At 40.3% G+C, this 15,298-nt stretch carries 12 protein-coding genes and 3 pseudogenes; 6 read left to right on the forward strand and 9 right to left on the reverse strand.

Features of this window, described 5'->3' with window-relative positions:
* Nucleotides 1-104: 104 nt before the first annotated feature.
* Both ANA7108_RS0125540 and ANA7108_RS0125545 read right to left on the reverse strand, forming a co-directional pair.
* Nucleotides 105-1,088, reverse strand: a complete 984-nt coding sequence (locus tag ANA7108_RS0125540; protein ID WP_016953678.1) for a hypothetical protein — start codon at nucleotides 1,086-1,088, stop codon at nucleotides 105-107.
* A gap of 4 nt (nucleotides 1,089-1,092) precedes the next feature.
* Nucleotides 1,093-1,746, reverse strand: coding sequence for a hypothetical protein (locus tag ANA7108_RS0125545; RefSeq protein WP_016953679.1), 654 nt, complete (start codon nucleotides 1,744-1,746; stop codon nucleotides 1,093-1,095).
* 177 nt (nucleotides 1,747-1,923) lie between these two features.
* Between ANA7108_RS0125545 and ANA7108_RS0125550 the strand changes: the two genes are divergently transcribed.
* On the forward strand, nucleotides 1,924-2,133 hold the full coding sequence (locus ANA7108_RS0125550) for a hypothetical protein (protein WP_016953680.1): 210 nt from the start codon (nucleotides 1,924-1,926) through the stop codon (nucleotides 2,131-2,133).
* A gap of 227 nt (nucleotides 2,134-2,360) precedes the next feature.
* Here the strand turns inward: ANA7108_RS0125550 and ANA7108_RS0125555 are convergent, their stop codons facing one another.
* Complete coding sequence (locus ANA7108_RS0125555; RefSeq protein WP_016953681.1) at nucleotides 2,361-5,057, reverse strand: NHLP bacteriocin export ABC transporter permease/ATPase subunit; 2,697 nt, start codon at nucleotides 5,055-5,057, stop codon at nucleotides 2,361-2,363.
* A gap of 448 nt (nucleotides 5,058-5,505) precedes the next feature.
* Between ANA7108_RS0125555 and ANA7108_RS0125560 the strand changes: the two genes are divergently transcribed.
* From ANA7108_RS0125560 to ANA7108_RS0125570, 3 genes are all read left to right on the forward strand, one after another.
* On the forward strand, nucleotides 5,506-5,751 hold the full coding sequence (locus ANA7108_RS0125560; RefSeq protein WP_016953682.1) for a hypothetical protein: 246 nt from the start codon (nucleotides 5,506-5,508) through the stop codon (nucleotides 5,749-5,751).
* Nucleotides 5,752-6,136: 385 nt separating this feature from the next.
* Complete coding sequence (locus ANA7108_RS0125565) at nucleotides 6,137-6,358, forward strand: hypothetical protein (protein ID WP_016953683.1); 222 nt, start codon at nucleotides 6,137-6,139, stop codon at nucleotides 6,356-6,358.
* Between the two features lie 126 nt (nucleotides 6,359-6,484).
* Nucleotides 6,485-6,736 (forward strand): hypothetical protein, encoded by a 252-nt coding sequence (locus ANA7108_RS0125570; RefSeq protein WP_016953684.1) that lies wholly within the window; start codon nucleotides 6,485-6,487, stop codon nucleotides 6,734-6,736.
* Nucleotides 6,737-7,081: 345 nt separating this feature from the next.
* Here the strand turns inward: ANA7108_RS0125570 and ANA7108_RS0125575 are convergent, their stop codons facing one another.
* From ANA7108_RS0125575 to ANA7108_RS27950, 5 genes and pseudogenes are all read right to left on the reverse strand, one after another.
* Nucleotides 7,082-9,310: an NHLP family bacteriocin export ABC transporter peptidase/permease/ATPase subunit gene (locus tag ANA7108_RS0125575; RefSeq protein WP_016953685.1), complete on the reverse strand. Its 2,229-nt coding sequence runs from the start codon at nucleotides 9,308-9,310 to the stop codon at nucleotides 7,082-7,084.
* Between the two features lie 167 nt (nucleotides 9,311-9,477).
* Nucleotides 9,478-10,929, reverse strand: coding sequence for an NHLP bacteriocin system secretion protein (locus tag ANA7108_RS0125580; RefSeq protein ID WP_016953686.1), 1,452 nt, complete (start codon nucleotides 10,927-10,929; stop codon nucleotides 9,478-9,480).
* 19 nt (nucleotides 10,930-10,948) lie between these two features.
* Entirely contained in the window at nucleotides 10,949-11,977 is a 1,029-nt protein-coding gene (locus tag ANA7108_RS0125585) for a cyclic nucleotide-binding domain-containing protein (RefSeq protein WP_016953687.1), read from the reverse strand.
* Nucleotides 11,974-12,099 (reverse strand): hypothetical protein, encoded by a 126-nt coding sequence (locus ANA7108_RS31250; protein WP_016953688.1) that lies wholly within the window; start codon nucleotides 12,097-12,099, stop codon nucleotides 11,974-11,976. The genes ANA7108_RS0125585 and ANA7108_RS31250 overlap by 4 nt, the downstream gene beginning before the upstream one ends.
* 701 nt (nucleotides 12,100-12,800) lie before the next feature.
* Nucleotides 12,801-13,085, reverse strand: a pseudogene (locus ANA7108_RS27950) (transposase); the annotation flags it as partial.
* Nucleotides 13,086-13,173: 88 nt separating this feature from the next.
* Between ANA7108_RS27950 and ANA7108_RS0125600 the strand changes: the two are divergent.
* A complete protein-coding gene (locus tag ANA7108_RS0125600; protein ID WP_016953690.1) occupies nucleotides 13,174-14,196 on the forward strand; it encodes an IS4 family transposase in 1,023 nt (340 codons plus the stop codon).
* A gap of 64 nt (nucleotides 14,197-14,260) precedes the next feature.
* Here ANA7108_RS0125600 and ANA7108_RS27955 read toward each other — a convergent pair.
* Nucleotides 14,261-14,848: pseudogene (locus tag ANA7108_RS27955) on the reverse strand (IS630 family transposase); the annotation flags it as partial.
* Here ANA7108_RS27955 and ANA7108_RS29365 point away from each other — a divergent pair.
* Nucleotides 14,830-15,009: pseudogene (locus ANA7108_RS29365) on the forward strand (histidine phosphatase family protein); the annotation flags it as partial. The pseudogenes ANA7108_RS27955 and ANA7108_RS29365 overlap by 19 nt on opposite strands.
* Nucleotides 15,010-15,298: the final 289 nt, after the last annotated feature.

Raw genomic sequence — 15,298 nt, forward strand, 5'->3', positions numbered from 1 at the left:
ATTAGACATAATTTACAGCAGTTTGCGTAGTTAGGAAGTACAACATCTAAATTTAAACCTATACACAAAGCCAGTTTTACTCCTGACTCCTGAATTCTGCTGTATTACCTGATTAGTTGCTCAAATTCAAAAAACTTGATTAATATTTCTAAAGATGTTTCTATATCTGTGGGGGTAGTTGCTTCAATTTCTTTGATAGTTTCTAGATTTAAATATTTAAAGACTTCTTGGGTTAAACTGAAAATAGCTGCTGTTGGTAAAGGAGTTAATTCAAAAGCAAGACGATTTAACCGAGATTTAGCAAAATGAATCTGAAATTTTGCACGTCTGAGTAAACGCTGTCTAATATTTTCATATAGTTCTGGATTATCTGTGAATAGAGTTCGCATCTGTTGATTTTTAATGATAGGAATAATGTCTGGATTTTCCTCTAAAAAAAGTAAGCTTCCCTCACGGTTATACGCTGCTATTCCCTCCATACCTAAAGAGCCAATATCGGCTAAAGCTATGATGCAAGCTACTGGTGAAATAGGCTGGTTTTCGTTATAAAGAGCAGGTTGATAAATGGCTTGCTCAGTCGTATCGTAATCGCAAATGGTAGCGGTAATTGATTCTTGAATGATTGCCAAATCTGCATCTGTAAAAAATGCGGTACTATGTGAATTAGATACAGATATTTGTTGATTTAAAATTTGAATATATGCAAATATTTTTTCAATAGTTGCATTTTCACTAACACCAGCTTCTCGTCGTCTGGATGTGTGGGATTGGTGGGGTGTAAAAATTTGTACTAAGTCATGAGCGATCGCACAAACACCCAATAATAATTCCATCCTCTTAATTGTCTCTACATCTGCTGACAAATAAGGACGAATGACTTCAAAAATTAACTGAGAGCGTTGCTGTACAGCCATCAAATGCTCTTTGGTATGGTAGTATAACTGCTTTTCCGTAATTTCCCGCTCAAATTCTGCTAGTACAAATTGATTCACCCTCGCTACAGTTTCAGTAAAACTACTAACACTATATGGTGTATCTTCTCTATCCAGTTGATGTGATTGCCAGTTTGCTTGGTTTTGTAAATTCATAAATTTATCTTTGGTTAGATAGTGCAAATTTGTCTGCATCATAGTCATGAGTGGAATTGAGTTGGGAGAAATGTGGACTAGAAGCCAAAATTGCTCGTTTTGATTGCTGGTAATCCTTAACACAATCTGCTCTTAGTTCATTTAATCCCAGAGTTTTACGAATTTGATTAAAAGTGGGTAAAAGTGGATCTGGTTCATTATTAATTAGCTGTTCTGTCTTTTTAATACACTGAAACGAGGGCGTGACAGATGCAACTATCCAAGACAGTCCTATTTTTTCCTCAATCATTGCCCCGAATAGACGCATCTGAATGCTACAAATTAATAAATCTGCATCTCTACAAACAGATAATAAACTGGTAAATATTAAAGGTACTTGCTGCTTAAAAAAATCAACCGTTCTGCTAGATTTATCTTGGTCAGATTGGCTATATAAATTTAGGTGTTCCCAATCTTTTGCTGCTTGTTTTGCCTCTTTTTGTCCCAAATAATGACCACAATTGATTACTTCTAAACCTGCTTTAAGTCCATAAGGGTGCATTGCTTCATTTATTGCCATGCAAACGTGATGTCCTTGTGCTTGTAGGTATTCTCCTAACGCAACATAGGGTAAGTGATCTCCCAGAGTTCCTGAGCTACTAATTACTATTTTTGCCATGTTTTGCTATCTGTTGTTTTGGTTTGTTTTGTTATATTATAGTAGTACGCGGTAGATGGGAAACTCAGTAATTTTAGTGCTGAGAGAGATGGTTCGACATGGCTCACCAGCCACAAAACGATTAGTCTTAACCGCAGTCAATAGATAGTAACTAGAGTTAACTTAGGAATAATTATCATGTCAGAAAACGAACAAAATCAAACAGTAAAATCCGAGGATCTAGTAAATCCAATGGAAGAGGGAGAGTTGGATGAAGAAAATTTAGAGCAGCTTGCTGGTGGAACGTTTGACTATAAAAATATTGTGCCTGACCAGAGAAAACTTGCTATTGATGATCCGTCGGCTCCAAATCCTCTAAAAGGTATAATCCTCGATAATGATGCTTAATTTTCTTTTTTTCTTTTATGGAATCAACAGGATTAGAAACACCATTAGTACAGAATTGACAGAAAACACCAAATAAGTGTTATCAAAAAAACTACATTGTCCGTAGAGGTTTAGCACTGCTAAACCTTTACAACAAGACATCAACAAAATTTTTAATAAAAGCCTGAAAGAAGCTATTTCGGTAAAGGCACACGGTGATTAATGTGTACAGTGGGCAAGTCTTCACACTACACCATTTGACGATTCATTAAATCTGCAAAAAGTCCTTCTTGCTGCATTAAATGATCAAAATTTCCTTCTTGTACAACTTGCCCAGATGCAATAACGTAAATTCGGTCAGCATTACGAATTGTGCTAAGACGATGGGCAATGACAATCCGGGTAACTTCCAAGTGTTCAAGACTCTCACTAACGATCGCCTGTGTTCGATTATCTAAAGCACTGGTTGCTTCATCAAAAATCAAGATTTTAGGTTTTAGCACCAGGGACCGAGCAATCAGTAAACGCTGTCTTTGACCACCTGAAAGGTTCGTTCCCCCTTCCGAAATCACTGTGTGCATACCCATCGGCATATTTTCAATATCCTCGGCAAAGCCAGCCATTCGCGCCGCTTCCCAGGTTTCATCCATTGTTACCAGTGCGCCACCAGAAATATTTTCAAAAATAGAAGCACTATTGATCCGACCATTTTGCAGCACTACGCCCAACTGTCGCCGGATTGCTGTAATATCCAAACCAGATACATCCTGTCCATCATAATAAATTGTGCCGTCTTCAGGTTGCTCAAAGCCAAGCAACAACCGGACAGTAGTTGATTTACCACTACCAGAAGGTCCAACCAACGCAATAAACTCGCCGGCTTTTGCTTCAATGGAGATGTTATCTAAAGTGAGTGGGCTATCTTCTTCGTAACGGAAACTCACCCGATCTAGCTTAATTCCCCCCATTAATCGTCCTGGATCGGTTTTATCTTCATCAACCTCTGGGAGTTCTTCAATAATAGGTCGAGCGCGTTCCCACAAAATGCTTATTTCCACTAACTGGACTATGACATTACCAAGACTATTTGCACCACCAACGAATGTCCCAAAGGCACTATTAAAAGCTAAAAACATTCCTGTTGAGAGTGCAGCATTAGGCATGATTAATGAACCAGACTCAGGTGGAACAATCAGTATGGCGGCTACCGAAAACAATACGGCCGGACTAGCAACGGAGAGGACAGACGTGAATACTCCCATCCCATCTTCCAGCGCCTCCGTACTGAGAGAAAGTTGTAATTGTTGTCTAAACTTGCCAGACCAGAAAGCAAAAGCCCTTTGTTCAGCCCCAGCGATTCTCAGTTTAGAAACCCCACTCATCAGTTGTATAACTAGTCCATTCAAATCTCCTTGTATTTCTTGTAAAGGCTGCATCTTGCGCCGGGTGTAGATACCAAAGATATTTGTGGCAATAATGTTGATCAGGACAATCCCTACAGCTACTCCTGTGAGAGGCAGACTATAAACGAGCATCAAGCCCAAGTTGAGGAATGAAAAGAAACTGCTAAAAATGGTTTGTAGAATCGTGCCACTCAGCAACCCCCGAATCTGCGAAACAGCAGAAACCCGACCTTGCAAATCTCCAATTGTGTACTTGCGAAAAAACGATACCTTGAGTTTTAAGAGTCGGTCCCAAACTGCCGATTGTGTTTCAATATCAGCAAAGGTTTGTAATCGTGATGAGGCAACGCTTTGTCCAATGCCAAATATCGTAGTACCAAAGCTAACTCCCAGCAAACACAGCCCGATTTCAAACAACAGATTTCGATTTGCATCAGGAATGGCATTCTCAATCAAGATTCCCGTTGTTAAGGGAGTAATCATACCGACAAAAGATGAGACAATACCAATGGCTAAAATGCTGATAATGTCCCTGGTTCTGCCCTTTGTAGCGAATTTAAGGATGTCTAGGGATGTCATCGCCTTTTCAGGAAAAGGACGATAAAACATATAGGCAATTGGAGAGATTTGTTGAGCGGTTTTGGCTGTGACGGGAATTCGTTGCTGGAATTCGGGGTCAAAAATTTCGTATTGATCAGATCCTTTAGGCAATAAAGCTACTGGTCGTGAGCCGTCGGTCATATATGCTAATAATGCTCCACAATCGGCGGTCCACCAACTTCCGGCGAGGATAACCCGCCTGGTACGAAATCGGGAAGCACGAGCGATCGCATCTAGAGGATCTTTAACTCGTTCAATATCTTCGGATCTAGCTGCTGGCCGCACGGTAATACCCCTAGCTTTACCCACCGCACCCACAGCAGTTAATAAAGCGCCGCCTTCTTGTATAAATTCGGCTTGTTTGGGATTGAAAATTGCGGTTAAATCCCCAATAGCTCGTTCGGCAACTTGGCTATTAAACCGCAACTGATTTTGAAATCGTTGTGTTTGTTTTTGGGTTTCTTGTTCGTTCAGTTGGTGCAGACAATACTGAAAATTGATGTGAAATTGGTTTAGACGATAGCTCACTAAAGCTGAACCAGGGACTTGAATAGTATTAATATTCGATAAAATAATCTCTGTCCCACCAAATACTCCAACTAAGCGATCGCTCCATTGCTGCAACAATTCTTCTAAGGTATGATCCTGTTGATCATCAGTTTCTAACTCAATTGCAATGAGATGGGTTTCTTCATAAGGGACTGCAATTAGTTGATAGGTAGGTTCTTTTGACTCAGAAGCCATTCCAAATAAGGCATCGCCCGGATTAACATCAAACAGAAATCGGCGTTCTCCTTGTATAATTTCATTAATAGCTATAACAGCAAATACAGCCATTGCACCCGACTGCACAATTGAAACTTGATCGGGTTGATTGAGCAATATAGGAATATTTCCTTTAACAATTTGTTCTGGAAAATTATGGTCAAGTCTTTTTTTCATAAATTTAGGTTTAGTTTGGAAGCAGAAAAGTTAAATTTCATTACAAAAGAAGGGAACAGGAAACAGTTTTGACTATCTGGATATGCTCAATTTCCCATATCCGACAAGGAAAAATGCAACCGTTTTGAGACACAATCAGCCAAAACCTGGGAATTTTTTGTTCTGTAAATCCGCAAAACCTTTATTAATAAAAGGTTTTAGATTTATCTGACTAACGCCAAGCTCCGTTATCAGCAAGCCCTATGGATTCGGGTATAGTTGTTTGCTCTAAATTCTAGTTTCCAACTATTTTTAATTCGTACTACAAAATATTTGTCTTTTTGTAGTTGCAATATATGTTACTATCTATGTAGTCAAAATAACGCAATATTCCAGTATTGTTACGCTTATCCTTTTCAAGAAAGTTTTCTTATAATAATACAAGCAAATTATACAATCAAAAATCATTATGTCTGAAAACAAAGTAAATCCAGCAGAAAATCTTGAAGAGGATGAATTGTCACTAGAAGAGTTGGAGGCACAAGCTGGTGGTAGTTCGGACGTATTCGAGAATAGTATTGTGATGGGAGACGCAGGGTTGAATACCGGAGTAGACTCATCCTATACCAGCTACCAGGGGGCACTTGGCACTCTGGGGAATGAGTCTCATAAGTTCCATAGCAAACCACTAGACGTACAAGTTAATTTCCCTTAGAGGGTGTTTGAAAAGTTTAATTTATTACAGCCCTGGCGACCAGTCGGGGCTGTTAATCCTCTTGAGACACAATCAGCCAAAACCTTGCACCTTTTTGTGACAAAAATTATCGAAACCCTTATTAATAAACGGTTTTAGATTTATATGGCTAACGCCACGCTCCGCTATCAGCAAGCTCTATAGATTCCGGTATAGTTATTTGATCTAAATTCTAGTTTCCAACTATTCTGAATTCGTACCACAAAATATTTGTCTTTTTGTAGTTGCAATATATATTACTATCTACGTAGTCAAAATAACGCAATATTTTGGTATTGTTACGCATATTCTTTTCGAGAAAGTTTCCTTATAATAATACAAGCAAATTATACAACCAAAAATCATTATGTCTCAAAACGAAGTAAATCCAGCAGAAAATCTTGAAGAGGATGAATTGTCACTAGAGGAGTTGGAGGCACAAGCTGGTGGTACTGGCGAAGATTATGAAGGTTTGATTCTGAAAATAGACTCATCCTATACCAGCTACGTGGGGGCAAAAGGCACTAAAGGGCATGAAGTTACTCCCGATCCTAATAATACAATAGAGTTCACCTTTGAGTTCCCCTAAACGCTCAATAATCCGGGGTAAATCTTTCCATGACAAGCCTTGAATGGGGTAAAATCGTTCCCGAACAGGCAGTCCGCACCCATTTATTGAGCGTATACCAAGCAAATTATACAACCAAAAATCATTATGTCTGAAAACGAAGTAAATCCAGCAGAAAATCTTGAAGAAGATGAATTGTCACTAGAAGAATTGGAGGCACAAGCTGGTGGTACTGATTCTATAGGGACAGTTACTGGAGACGTTCCTCCGATGAAAATTAGACCCATAGACTCAAGCTATGACAGCTACGAGGGGGCACCCGGCACTAAGAGCAATCCGGCTAGTGGGGTTCCTGGATTGACACCAATACCTTTAGATCCTAGTGCGATATTCCCTTAGAGGGTGTTTGAAAGGTCTAATTTATTACATTCCTGGCGACTAGGGCTAGTAACCACTATTTGACAATCACCGACCTAAAGGTGCGGTGTTGAGGGGGCGACGAGTCCACTTAGATCAGTTACTAGCCCTCTGAAAAAATGCGATCGCTTTTCAATACTTGTCGGTTAAGCTCAAAAAATGAAATTACGTAGGTTGGATTGTTCGCGTTAGCGTTGCGGAGCAATCGGAACGTTCAGGAAGTGTGGTGAAGCCATAACCCAACATTTACAAGCATTTGTTGGGTTTTACTATCGTTCAACCCAACCTACAAAAAGTCTTAACGGAGCAGTATTGGATCGCCTTTGATCAAGCAGACTGAATTAACCGAGAATAAACTCCTGCTACATTCTTCATTTCTTCATGAGTACCCCGTTGTACCACCTGTCCTTTTTCCATAACTACAATTTCATCACAATCCCGAATTGTACTGAGACGATGTGCAACAACAATACAAGTACAACCCCGACGACGAATATTGCGATCGATCACCTTTTCAGTTTCACTATCTAGCGCACTTGTGGCCTCATCCATCACCAAAATTGAAGGATTATTCACCAGAGCGCGGGCAATTTCCATCCGTTGTCGTTGTCCCCCACTCAAGTTTGCTGCACCCTCCAATAACTTGCCATTCAGCCCTCCAGTTATAGCCATAACCGCATCCAAAATGGCCGCATCCTGGCACGCTTGTAATAATTGAGTATCAGGAATAGTGTCATCCCACAGAGTCAAATTATCTCGTACAGTACCGCCAAATAGGAAAATGTCCTGCTCTACCATAGAGAGGGAATTGGTGATCACCGCACGGGGAATCTGTTGTTGGGGAATACCATCAAATAAAATCTCCCCTTCCCAGGGTGTATATAGCCCTGTAATTAACTTGGAGACAGTAGATTTACCTGAACCGCTACTGCCAACAAAAGCAATTCGCTGTCCTGGTTTAAGAGAACAGCTAAAGTTTTTGATCAACGGTTCATCTACAGGACTATAACCAAAGGTGACATTACGGAGTTCCACATAGCCTTGCAAACGGCAGATTTCTAGCGGGGTTGCTAGTTGTAACCCAGTAGCCGTTTCTGCCTTGAGTACAGGATCAATAGGGTTTAGCAGCACATCATCCAGACGGTTAAGGCTACCACCGAGTTGTTGAATTTGGTTACCCAAACCCATGAGGGTTCCAATAGGCCTTTGGAAGCGGTTGGTTAATCCTTGCAATGCGATCAGCATCCCTATAGTCAAATGCCCATCTATGACTCGCCAACCACCGATGACTAACAACAGCATAGATGACAAAGTGGAGAGTAATGTGGGTAATGCGCCCAGGAGTAAATCTCCTTTGAGCATATCCTGTTGGGCAGTAATGGATTTGGCGTAATATCCAGCCCATTTAGCAAAGAAATCCGATTCTAAACCTGCTGATTTAATAGTTTCAATACTTTGTAGACCACTAATTTCAATACCGGCTATTTTTCCTCCATCCTGATTGAGCCGCATATAGTTATCTGTACGTTGGCGAGAAACCCAGCGCAACATCAAAATATTGGTGACAACAGAGATAATAGATATTAGGGTCAGGACGGGATCATACATTACCATCAAGATGATGTAAAAGGTCGCCATGACTACATCAACGGCGCTACGTGCTAGTTGTCCGGATAGTAAATCTGCCACCTGATTATTCAGCCCCATGCGGCTACTAATTTCTCCAGCAAACCGTTGGGCATAGAAACCTACAGGTAAACGCAGGGTATGCCATAAAAACTGCCCTGTCATTTGAATTGATAAGCGCAACTGAAGGTAGCGCAATTTTTTGAATTGTAAGGAGATCAATCCAGTTTGTACCAAAATGACTATAAACATTCCTCCCAATAAGGGACGAATCCAGGCTACCTGGTTTTGAATCAGTACATTATCAATGAAGACTTGGGCAAAGACTGCTGTCGCCATTCCCGGTAGCACTAGGACAAAGTTGGTCAGGATACAAAAGAGGATTTCCTTGGTTGAGCCTTTGAGTCGTTTGGACAGGGCTTGAATGGTGCTGGGTTTGCGTCCGCCTTTCTTGAACTCAACACCGGGTTCCATGACTAGGACAATACCTGTATAAGCCTCGCTAAACTCTTGAGCGGTGACACTGCGTGGACCTGTTGCTGGGTCGTTTAAGAAAACGCGATCGCCCCCAAATCCCTCAACGACAAGAAAGTGATTGAAGTTCCAGAAGACAATATAGGGCGGTTTCATTTCCCGCAGTTGATTAACTTCTTTCTTAAATCCCTTGGACTGTAAGCCAAAGTTACGGGCTGCTTTCAGTAAGTTAGACGCTTTACTGCCATCGCGGGATACCCCACAACTGGTACGCAGTTCTGATAATGGCACAATTCGACCATAATAGGACAGCATAATTCCTAACGCAGCCGCACCACACTCGACTGCTTCCATTTGCAATAGTGTTGGCGTTTTAATGCGAGTATTGCCAGGTTTGGGCTGTATTTTTTTGGCAGATTCAGAGAGTGATGTTTTGGTTTTTTCCAACAGTTGCATAAGCGATAGGGAGAGATGAAAGGGTTAATTAGGGTTTGCGGAAAAAGTTGTCTGTGAGTTTAGGGAACAGGGAACTCGGAGTTTGAAATTGCTTCATTAGGCCGCAATGACAGTATTTGAACTAGGTTTTGCGTAAGTCCTGTTTATGATGAAAGGAAATATAAAGCCTATTTTAAGCCACTGAGTTCTTGGAGAAATGGCAGCACAAAGGTAATAGGCGATCGTTCTTCAACGGTGATTCTCATCCTTGCTGTTGTTCCAGGGGTAATTTTTTCTGGTGTTCCTTTGGAAGAAGACCATTTGTAACCGCTGGCTGTGTTGGGATCAGATTCTAATGCTGCTTCTATCTCGATCACTGCTCCATTTGTTCCCAAGAAAGTTTGCGCTAACTCAGCATTGCCAATAGCTGATAATATTCCTTCTTTCGTGATGGGCAGCGATGAAACCTGTGTCACTTGACCGAGAATGCCTCCAAACCGCTCTCGCTGCACTGTATCCGGGGTAATAGCGATCTTCATGCCGGGTTTAATCCGCTTGCCATCTTTGACGGCAAGGTAGCCAATCCCCGTGATGGTTCTATTCTGTCCTGCGATTTGCAGATAGCCGAGTTTCGTACCTGGTTGTACAACTTGCCCCAATGTGGCATTCATTTCAATAATGCAGCCTGCGTGAGTGCTGACAATCTTGCTATTGCTGACAATTTGCTGTTCTAGCCGGGTAATTTCACGACTGACTTCCTGAATTTCACGATCGCGTTGGGTAACAGTATCTAAATTCTCCTGGTCAAGCCGCTTGCTTTTGGCATCCAATTCTTGCAGTTGCGCCTGTAGATCACTTACACTGCGAAGATTTTCTAAATACTGACGTTCAGTCTCTGTACTTTTAACCTCTAACGCCTTGAGTTGGACCTCAATATTGGCAACTTCTTCCTGTGCCTGGATATATTCTTGCTCAACTTGCAAAATTGAATCACGGCTGATTCCCCCTTGTGATTGCAAAGTTTTTCGTTCTTCCAGCCGCGACTGCATCACGGGAACAAGCGATCGCGCATTTTTCAGGCGTTGTTCCAGGCTGCGACGCTCCTCTTGAGTGGCATCCAGTCCTTTGGCTCGCAATACGGGAGTCAAGGCACGGGTATCTTTGAGGCGTTGTTCAAAGCTGGAGCGAGTAGCAATGTTCGCACTACGTTCTATTGTCAATCGCTGGCTAGAGAGTGCAAGTGAATCTTGAGCCTGAGTCTGAACTTGGGTTAGTTTCCCCTGAGCCAACTGCAACTGCTGCCGTAGATCAATCGGGTCAATTGTTGCCAATAATTGATTTTTTTGAACACACTGTCCACCCTGCACATTCAAGGATTTCAACTGTCCAGAGATATTCGATTGAAATTCAACTAATTGACGTGGTTGGATCAAAACCCCCCGTCCTTCCACTGTGATGGGGATACGTCCAGCAATACTCCAAACCAAACCGACAACTACCAATCCTGCGAAGGTTGATAGAGTTAACCAATCTACTGGATTAACTACCTTCATCAGTTGATCGAGTCGCTCTGGGGATGACAACCGTTCCAGGGATTCCTGGCGGAATAAACCTTCTTTCTTGTCTCGATTATGAACCATCGAAAATTTCCTCAAAAATCTAGCGGTGCAGTTGTTGAATCATCCAATCGAAGCGTTTCCCTGCGATCGCCGTTCCTTCCAAAATATCGAGATCCAGTTCATCTTCTACTTCAATGTCTGCTGAAAGCATATCAACTGACTCAGAAGTGAGATTAGCTCTACTCTGTACCAGTAAATTCTGGCAGCGTGTGGTCATAATTTGGGCAATCGCCTGATAGAAGCGACTAGAAAACCCCTGATCGGTTTTCATTTTTTCTGCGAGCATCGGTTGAGGAATAGCCAAAAACCAGGCATTTTCTAACGCTCTCACCGTCGCAGAAGCCGAACCACCATCCACGAAGGACATTTCCCCCAAAATATCCCCTTTGACTCGCTTGGCGACTTCAATTTCTTGTGTTGTACCACCGTCGCTGGTGGAGATATAAATACCCAAAATGCCATCCAGTAGTAAATAAATAGCTGGTACTGCCTTGCCTTGCTGAATCAGGGCTGTACCCAGTGGTGCTTTTTCTGCCGCACCGTTGGCTAATAACCAAGCTACATCACTGTCATTCAATGTAGCAAACACCATCAGCACTTTACGCAGAGGTTCGCCTTCTTTGATTTGTCGTTTTGCCATTAGGGTAGACAATTGCCTTAACCGCTCAGAAAGCTTGATTGCTAAAAGTTGATAAAACCGAGCCGCAAAAGAGCGATCGCTCTTCAATTGATTAGCAAGGGCTTGTTTGGAAATTTTTAAGACTTCAACTGGTTCATTAGCTTTCACTGTGAACGATGGTGGATGATCGTCTAGAAGTGCTGTCTCACCAATGAATGCTCCTACTGCCAGCGGAATTAGGTCTTCTCCTTTGCCATCGAAGTCAGGTAACTGGATGACGGGACTACCTTTCAAAACGAGATAAAGGGAATGATTTTGTTGACCTGCTTGAATTAAAGATGTGCCGACTGGATAGGATTGGATCTGGGCAATCGACATTAACCAAGTATGATCTTGTTCTTGCAGAACATCAAAGTGAGAAAAACTGAGAAGAGACTGTTGCAAAGTCATGACTTTTTATCTATATTGATTTCAATGCTGTAAGCACGGGCAAAAGCTTCTAACAAAAAAGCGTCTTGTCCTACATAATCAGAAATTATTAGCCGAAAAGTTTTAATTTCAATTAGTAGCACTTGCCCCTACAAAGAAATTTTTGCTTTGGTCTACAATTATTTATTTCGTTCCTCCTGTCCTGGTTGATTCTCACTTAATTGAAATTCTAGTTATTAGCTTGCTATTCGGGTGAATTTACTTGATTCAACCCTGGTTTTACTATACCTATTTCTCTTTTTAAGCTTTTTTATCTCTGTATATGTTATATTTATTGTCTTATATATATTTTCTTATCTTCGGTTTATACGTTTGTCTACCCTAGTTTCAACTCTAGCACAAGGATGTATCAATTCAACTGTCCTAAATTTTGCTTATGTCGATGATTTTTTCTCACAAGTGAGAAATCCGGGTACCGTGGTTTTCGATATGTTCGTGAAATGTTAAAAATGCTTCCCGAACAACCAGAGCCTATTAGACCTCTTGCACAATTGTTTCTGTGGTACAATTAGAGGTTTTAGGTTTTATGTGTGTTTGGGCGTTGTTGCAATCGAAAATTTAAAGATAGGCGTTTAATTCTAACTTTTGGCTAAAATTAAACCAACCCTCTACTCTAACATAAAATGAATTCTGCAAGAGGTCTATTTTATTAGCCCAGATTTTTGCCAAGTTTGCCTCTCTTGGTCGTATTCACAATGCTTCTACAGCCGTTGAACCCTCGTAATTTGGTTAAGGTATTGAGAGTAGAATGCAATTTGGCGTTGCATAATAAGCTAATCGGCATTTAAGTTGCAACATAGTGATTATTGCCTTTATTTTTTATCTGCCGATGCCACTTAATAATTAACTCACCTTGATTCAACAACCTATCTAATAAAGATTTTAACTCATCTACAGATTGGAATAGACGGTGAGCAATGTATTCTTTACATGAATACCAGACTAATTTAATAATGTTGTAATCAGGACTATATGCAGGTAAAAATTCCAGAATAAAGTTAGGAAGTTCTTCGGAGATTTTACTGATAAAATCTTTCCGTTTATGAAAACTAGCATTATCTAAAATAACAGAAGTGTTGAATGTTAAGAAAAACCTGATAAAAATAGCCCAAAATATGTTAAATTTTGGGCGAAGGATTAAAATATTTTGATTAACCATGATGATAAACTCATTTCCCAAGATTGTCAAAAATATCCTGGGAGGGCTACCCAAAAATGATTATCCTGTTTTGAACAGCCGTCTTTTTGTTGAGTGTTGGTTGGCTTATGCTCTGGATAATAGCTTAACGAGTATGCGGGATTTATTTAAACGATTAAATAATACAGGATTTGATGTAGATATTTCCACATTTTCTAAAGCCAACACTCATAGAAGTCAAGAAGTATTCCAGAAAATTTATCATCAATTAAATCAATTAGTCCAGAATAAAATCCACAAAAAGTTACATGATAAATATGCAATATGTCCAATTGATTCAACAATTATTACATTGACAAGTAAGTTGCTATGGGTGCTAGGTCATCATCAAGTTAAACTGTTTAGTTCCCTCAATCTGGCTACGGGAAGTCCAGAAAATAATTTCATCAACTTTGGTCATAATCATGATTATAAATTTGGCTCAAAGATGATGTCTAATTTACCAGTAGATGCTGTCGGGGTAATGGATAGAGGATTTGCTGGTTTAAATTTTATTCAAGAATTAGTACAAGATAACAAATATTTTGTCTTGCGGATTAAGAATAATTGGAAGCTAGAGTTTGAGTCAGAAACCGAACTAGTGAAAATTGGTTCATCGACAGATGCTCAATCTTATAGAGTGATTAATTTTTGTGATTTAGAAACGAAAACTGAATTTCGCTTAGTCACTAATTTACCTGCGAATGGAGATGCAGCAGTTAGCGATGATGAAATTAGAACTATTTATCGCTTACGGTGGGGAGTTGAACTGTTATGGAAATTCTTAAAGATGCATCTAAAACTCGATAGATTAATTACCAAAAATGTTAATGGTATTACCATCCAAATCTATGCAAGTCTGATTGCTTATCTGATTTTACAACTTGTATCTGTTCCCAAACAATGGGGTGAAAAAATATTAGATAAATTTCGCTATTTGCAAGCCTGTATGTGTCAACAAATCAGTTATGTGCATTGGATGGAGGATATTATGAAATGTTAACAATTAACCCCTTGATAGGACAATTATATTTTGTTATGTAAAGTTTTGTTGCGACATTCAACATTTCTGCTAAAATAATAATTTTTGGTCCATATTTCTGAAAATCATCACCACAATTCCCTTGACTTATCCACTCTTCCTGGATAACTTTATTTAGCTGCTTTAACTGTTCATAGAAAATATTTCCCTCACCTTTTTCTACAAAAAAACATACCCGTTTCCGATCTCCTTCACGAATTCCTCCCATGACATTTACTCGTCCACGCCGTCGTTGTCCTGTAATCTTTTTGCGTTTACCTCGCTTACCCCAATTCTTCCGACGAATTACTCGTAAACTAAAGCCGCTTTCGTCCCAAAACCATACCTGCATTAGCTCTAGATTCTCTCTAGCTATTGATAAATAGCTAGAAAGCCTCTCTTTAAATTCTGCTCTTTTCTTTGGATCTTGTTTATTATCTAAGCTATATCTTGCCCAGATATAACTATACTTTTTTCGTTTTAATATCCTCCTTACTTGAGAACTACTTAACTCAATTCCCGTTTTTTCTTTTAAATAGGTAGCTAATCTTTCTGCTGTCCATCTACCAAACACATAACCTAGCTCTGATGGTTCTTTATCAACCGTTTCTAATAATTCTTTTATGTATTCAGGGCAGTCTGCTGGGAATTGATTTGGGACGCTACCGTTATCGGGTAAATATTTTGGTTGCATCAGTAAGTATGGTTAAATTTGACGTTAATGGTCCTTTGTTGGAAATATTAGGCGACCGCCATCATATACCCGATCATATTCGCTCTCGTCCAGGAACATAATAGCTCCTCCAAAAAATTCAGCACTTCTCAAACCCTGACATATCAAACAGTGACAATTGCCTCATAGAAATATTACCTTTCCTACCACAGTTTTATTGATTGTGAGCCAGCGCGTTGCGAGGGTTCCCCGCGTTGTACCGACTGGCGTTCGCGCCAGCGTGCCTATAGTTTAGGGGGCTAAATGAGCAGCCATGCAGAAAGTTACGATAAGGACTTGATGACCCGTTAGTAACATCCTGACAAGCATGGATAAAACTGTACCATTTGAACGCCTCTAGTTTTTGTAGCC

This window comes from Anabaena sp. PCC 7108 (assembly GCF_000332135.1).
Lineage (GTDB): Bacteria > Cyanobacteriota > Cyanobacteriia > Cyanobacteriales > Nostocaceae > Anabaena.

Bases quoted from the DNA above. Each gene is read 5' to 3' on its own strand.
- ANA7108_RS0125540 (WP_016953678.1), bottom strand. From the start codon at position 1,088: ATGAATTTACAAAACCAAGCAAACTGGCAATCACATCAACTGGATAGA.
- ANA7108_RS0125545 (WP_016953679.1), bottom strand. From the start codon at position 1,746: ATGGCAAAAATAGTAATTAGTAGCTCAGGAACTCTGGGAGATCACTTA.
- ANA7108_RS0125550 (WP_016953680.1), top strand. From the start codon at position 1,924: ATGTCAGAAAACGAACAAAATCAAACAGTAAAATCCGAGGATCTAGTA.
- ANA7108_RS0125555 (WP_016953681.1), bottom strand. From the start codon at position 5,057: ATGAAAAAAAGACTTGACCATAATTTTCCAGAACAAATTGTTAAAGGA.
- ANA7108_RS0125560 (WP_016953682.1), top strand. From the start codon at position 5,506: ATGTCTGAAAACAAAGTAAATCCAGCAGAAAATCTTGAAGAGGATGAA.
- ANA7108_RS0125565 (WP_016953683.1), top strand. From the start codon at position 6,137: ATGTCTCAAAACGAAGTAAATCCAGCAGAAAATCTTGAAGAGGATGAA.
- ANA7108_RS0125570 (WP_016953684.1), top strand. From the start codon at position 6,485: ATGTCTGAAAACGAAGTAAATCCAGCAGAAAATCTTGAAGAAGATGAA.
- ANA7108_RS0125575 (WP_016953685.1), bottom strand. From the start codon at position 9,310: ATGCAACTGTTGGAAAAAACCAAAACATCACTCTCTGAATCTGCCAAA.
- ANA7108_RS0125580 (WP_016953686.1), bottom strand. From the start codon at position 10,929: ATGGTTCATAATCGAGACAAGAAAGAAGGTTTATTCCGCCAGGAATCC.
- ANA7108_RS0125585 (WP_016953687.1), bottom strand. From the start codon at position 11,977: ATGACTTTGCAACAGTCTCTTCTCAGTTTTTCTCACTTTGATGTTCTG.
- ANA7108_RS0125600 (WP_016953690.1), top strand. From the start codon at position 13,174: ATGATGATAAACTCATTTCCCAAGATTGTCAAAAATATCCTGGGAGGG.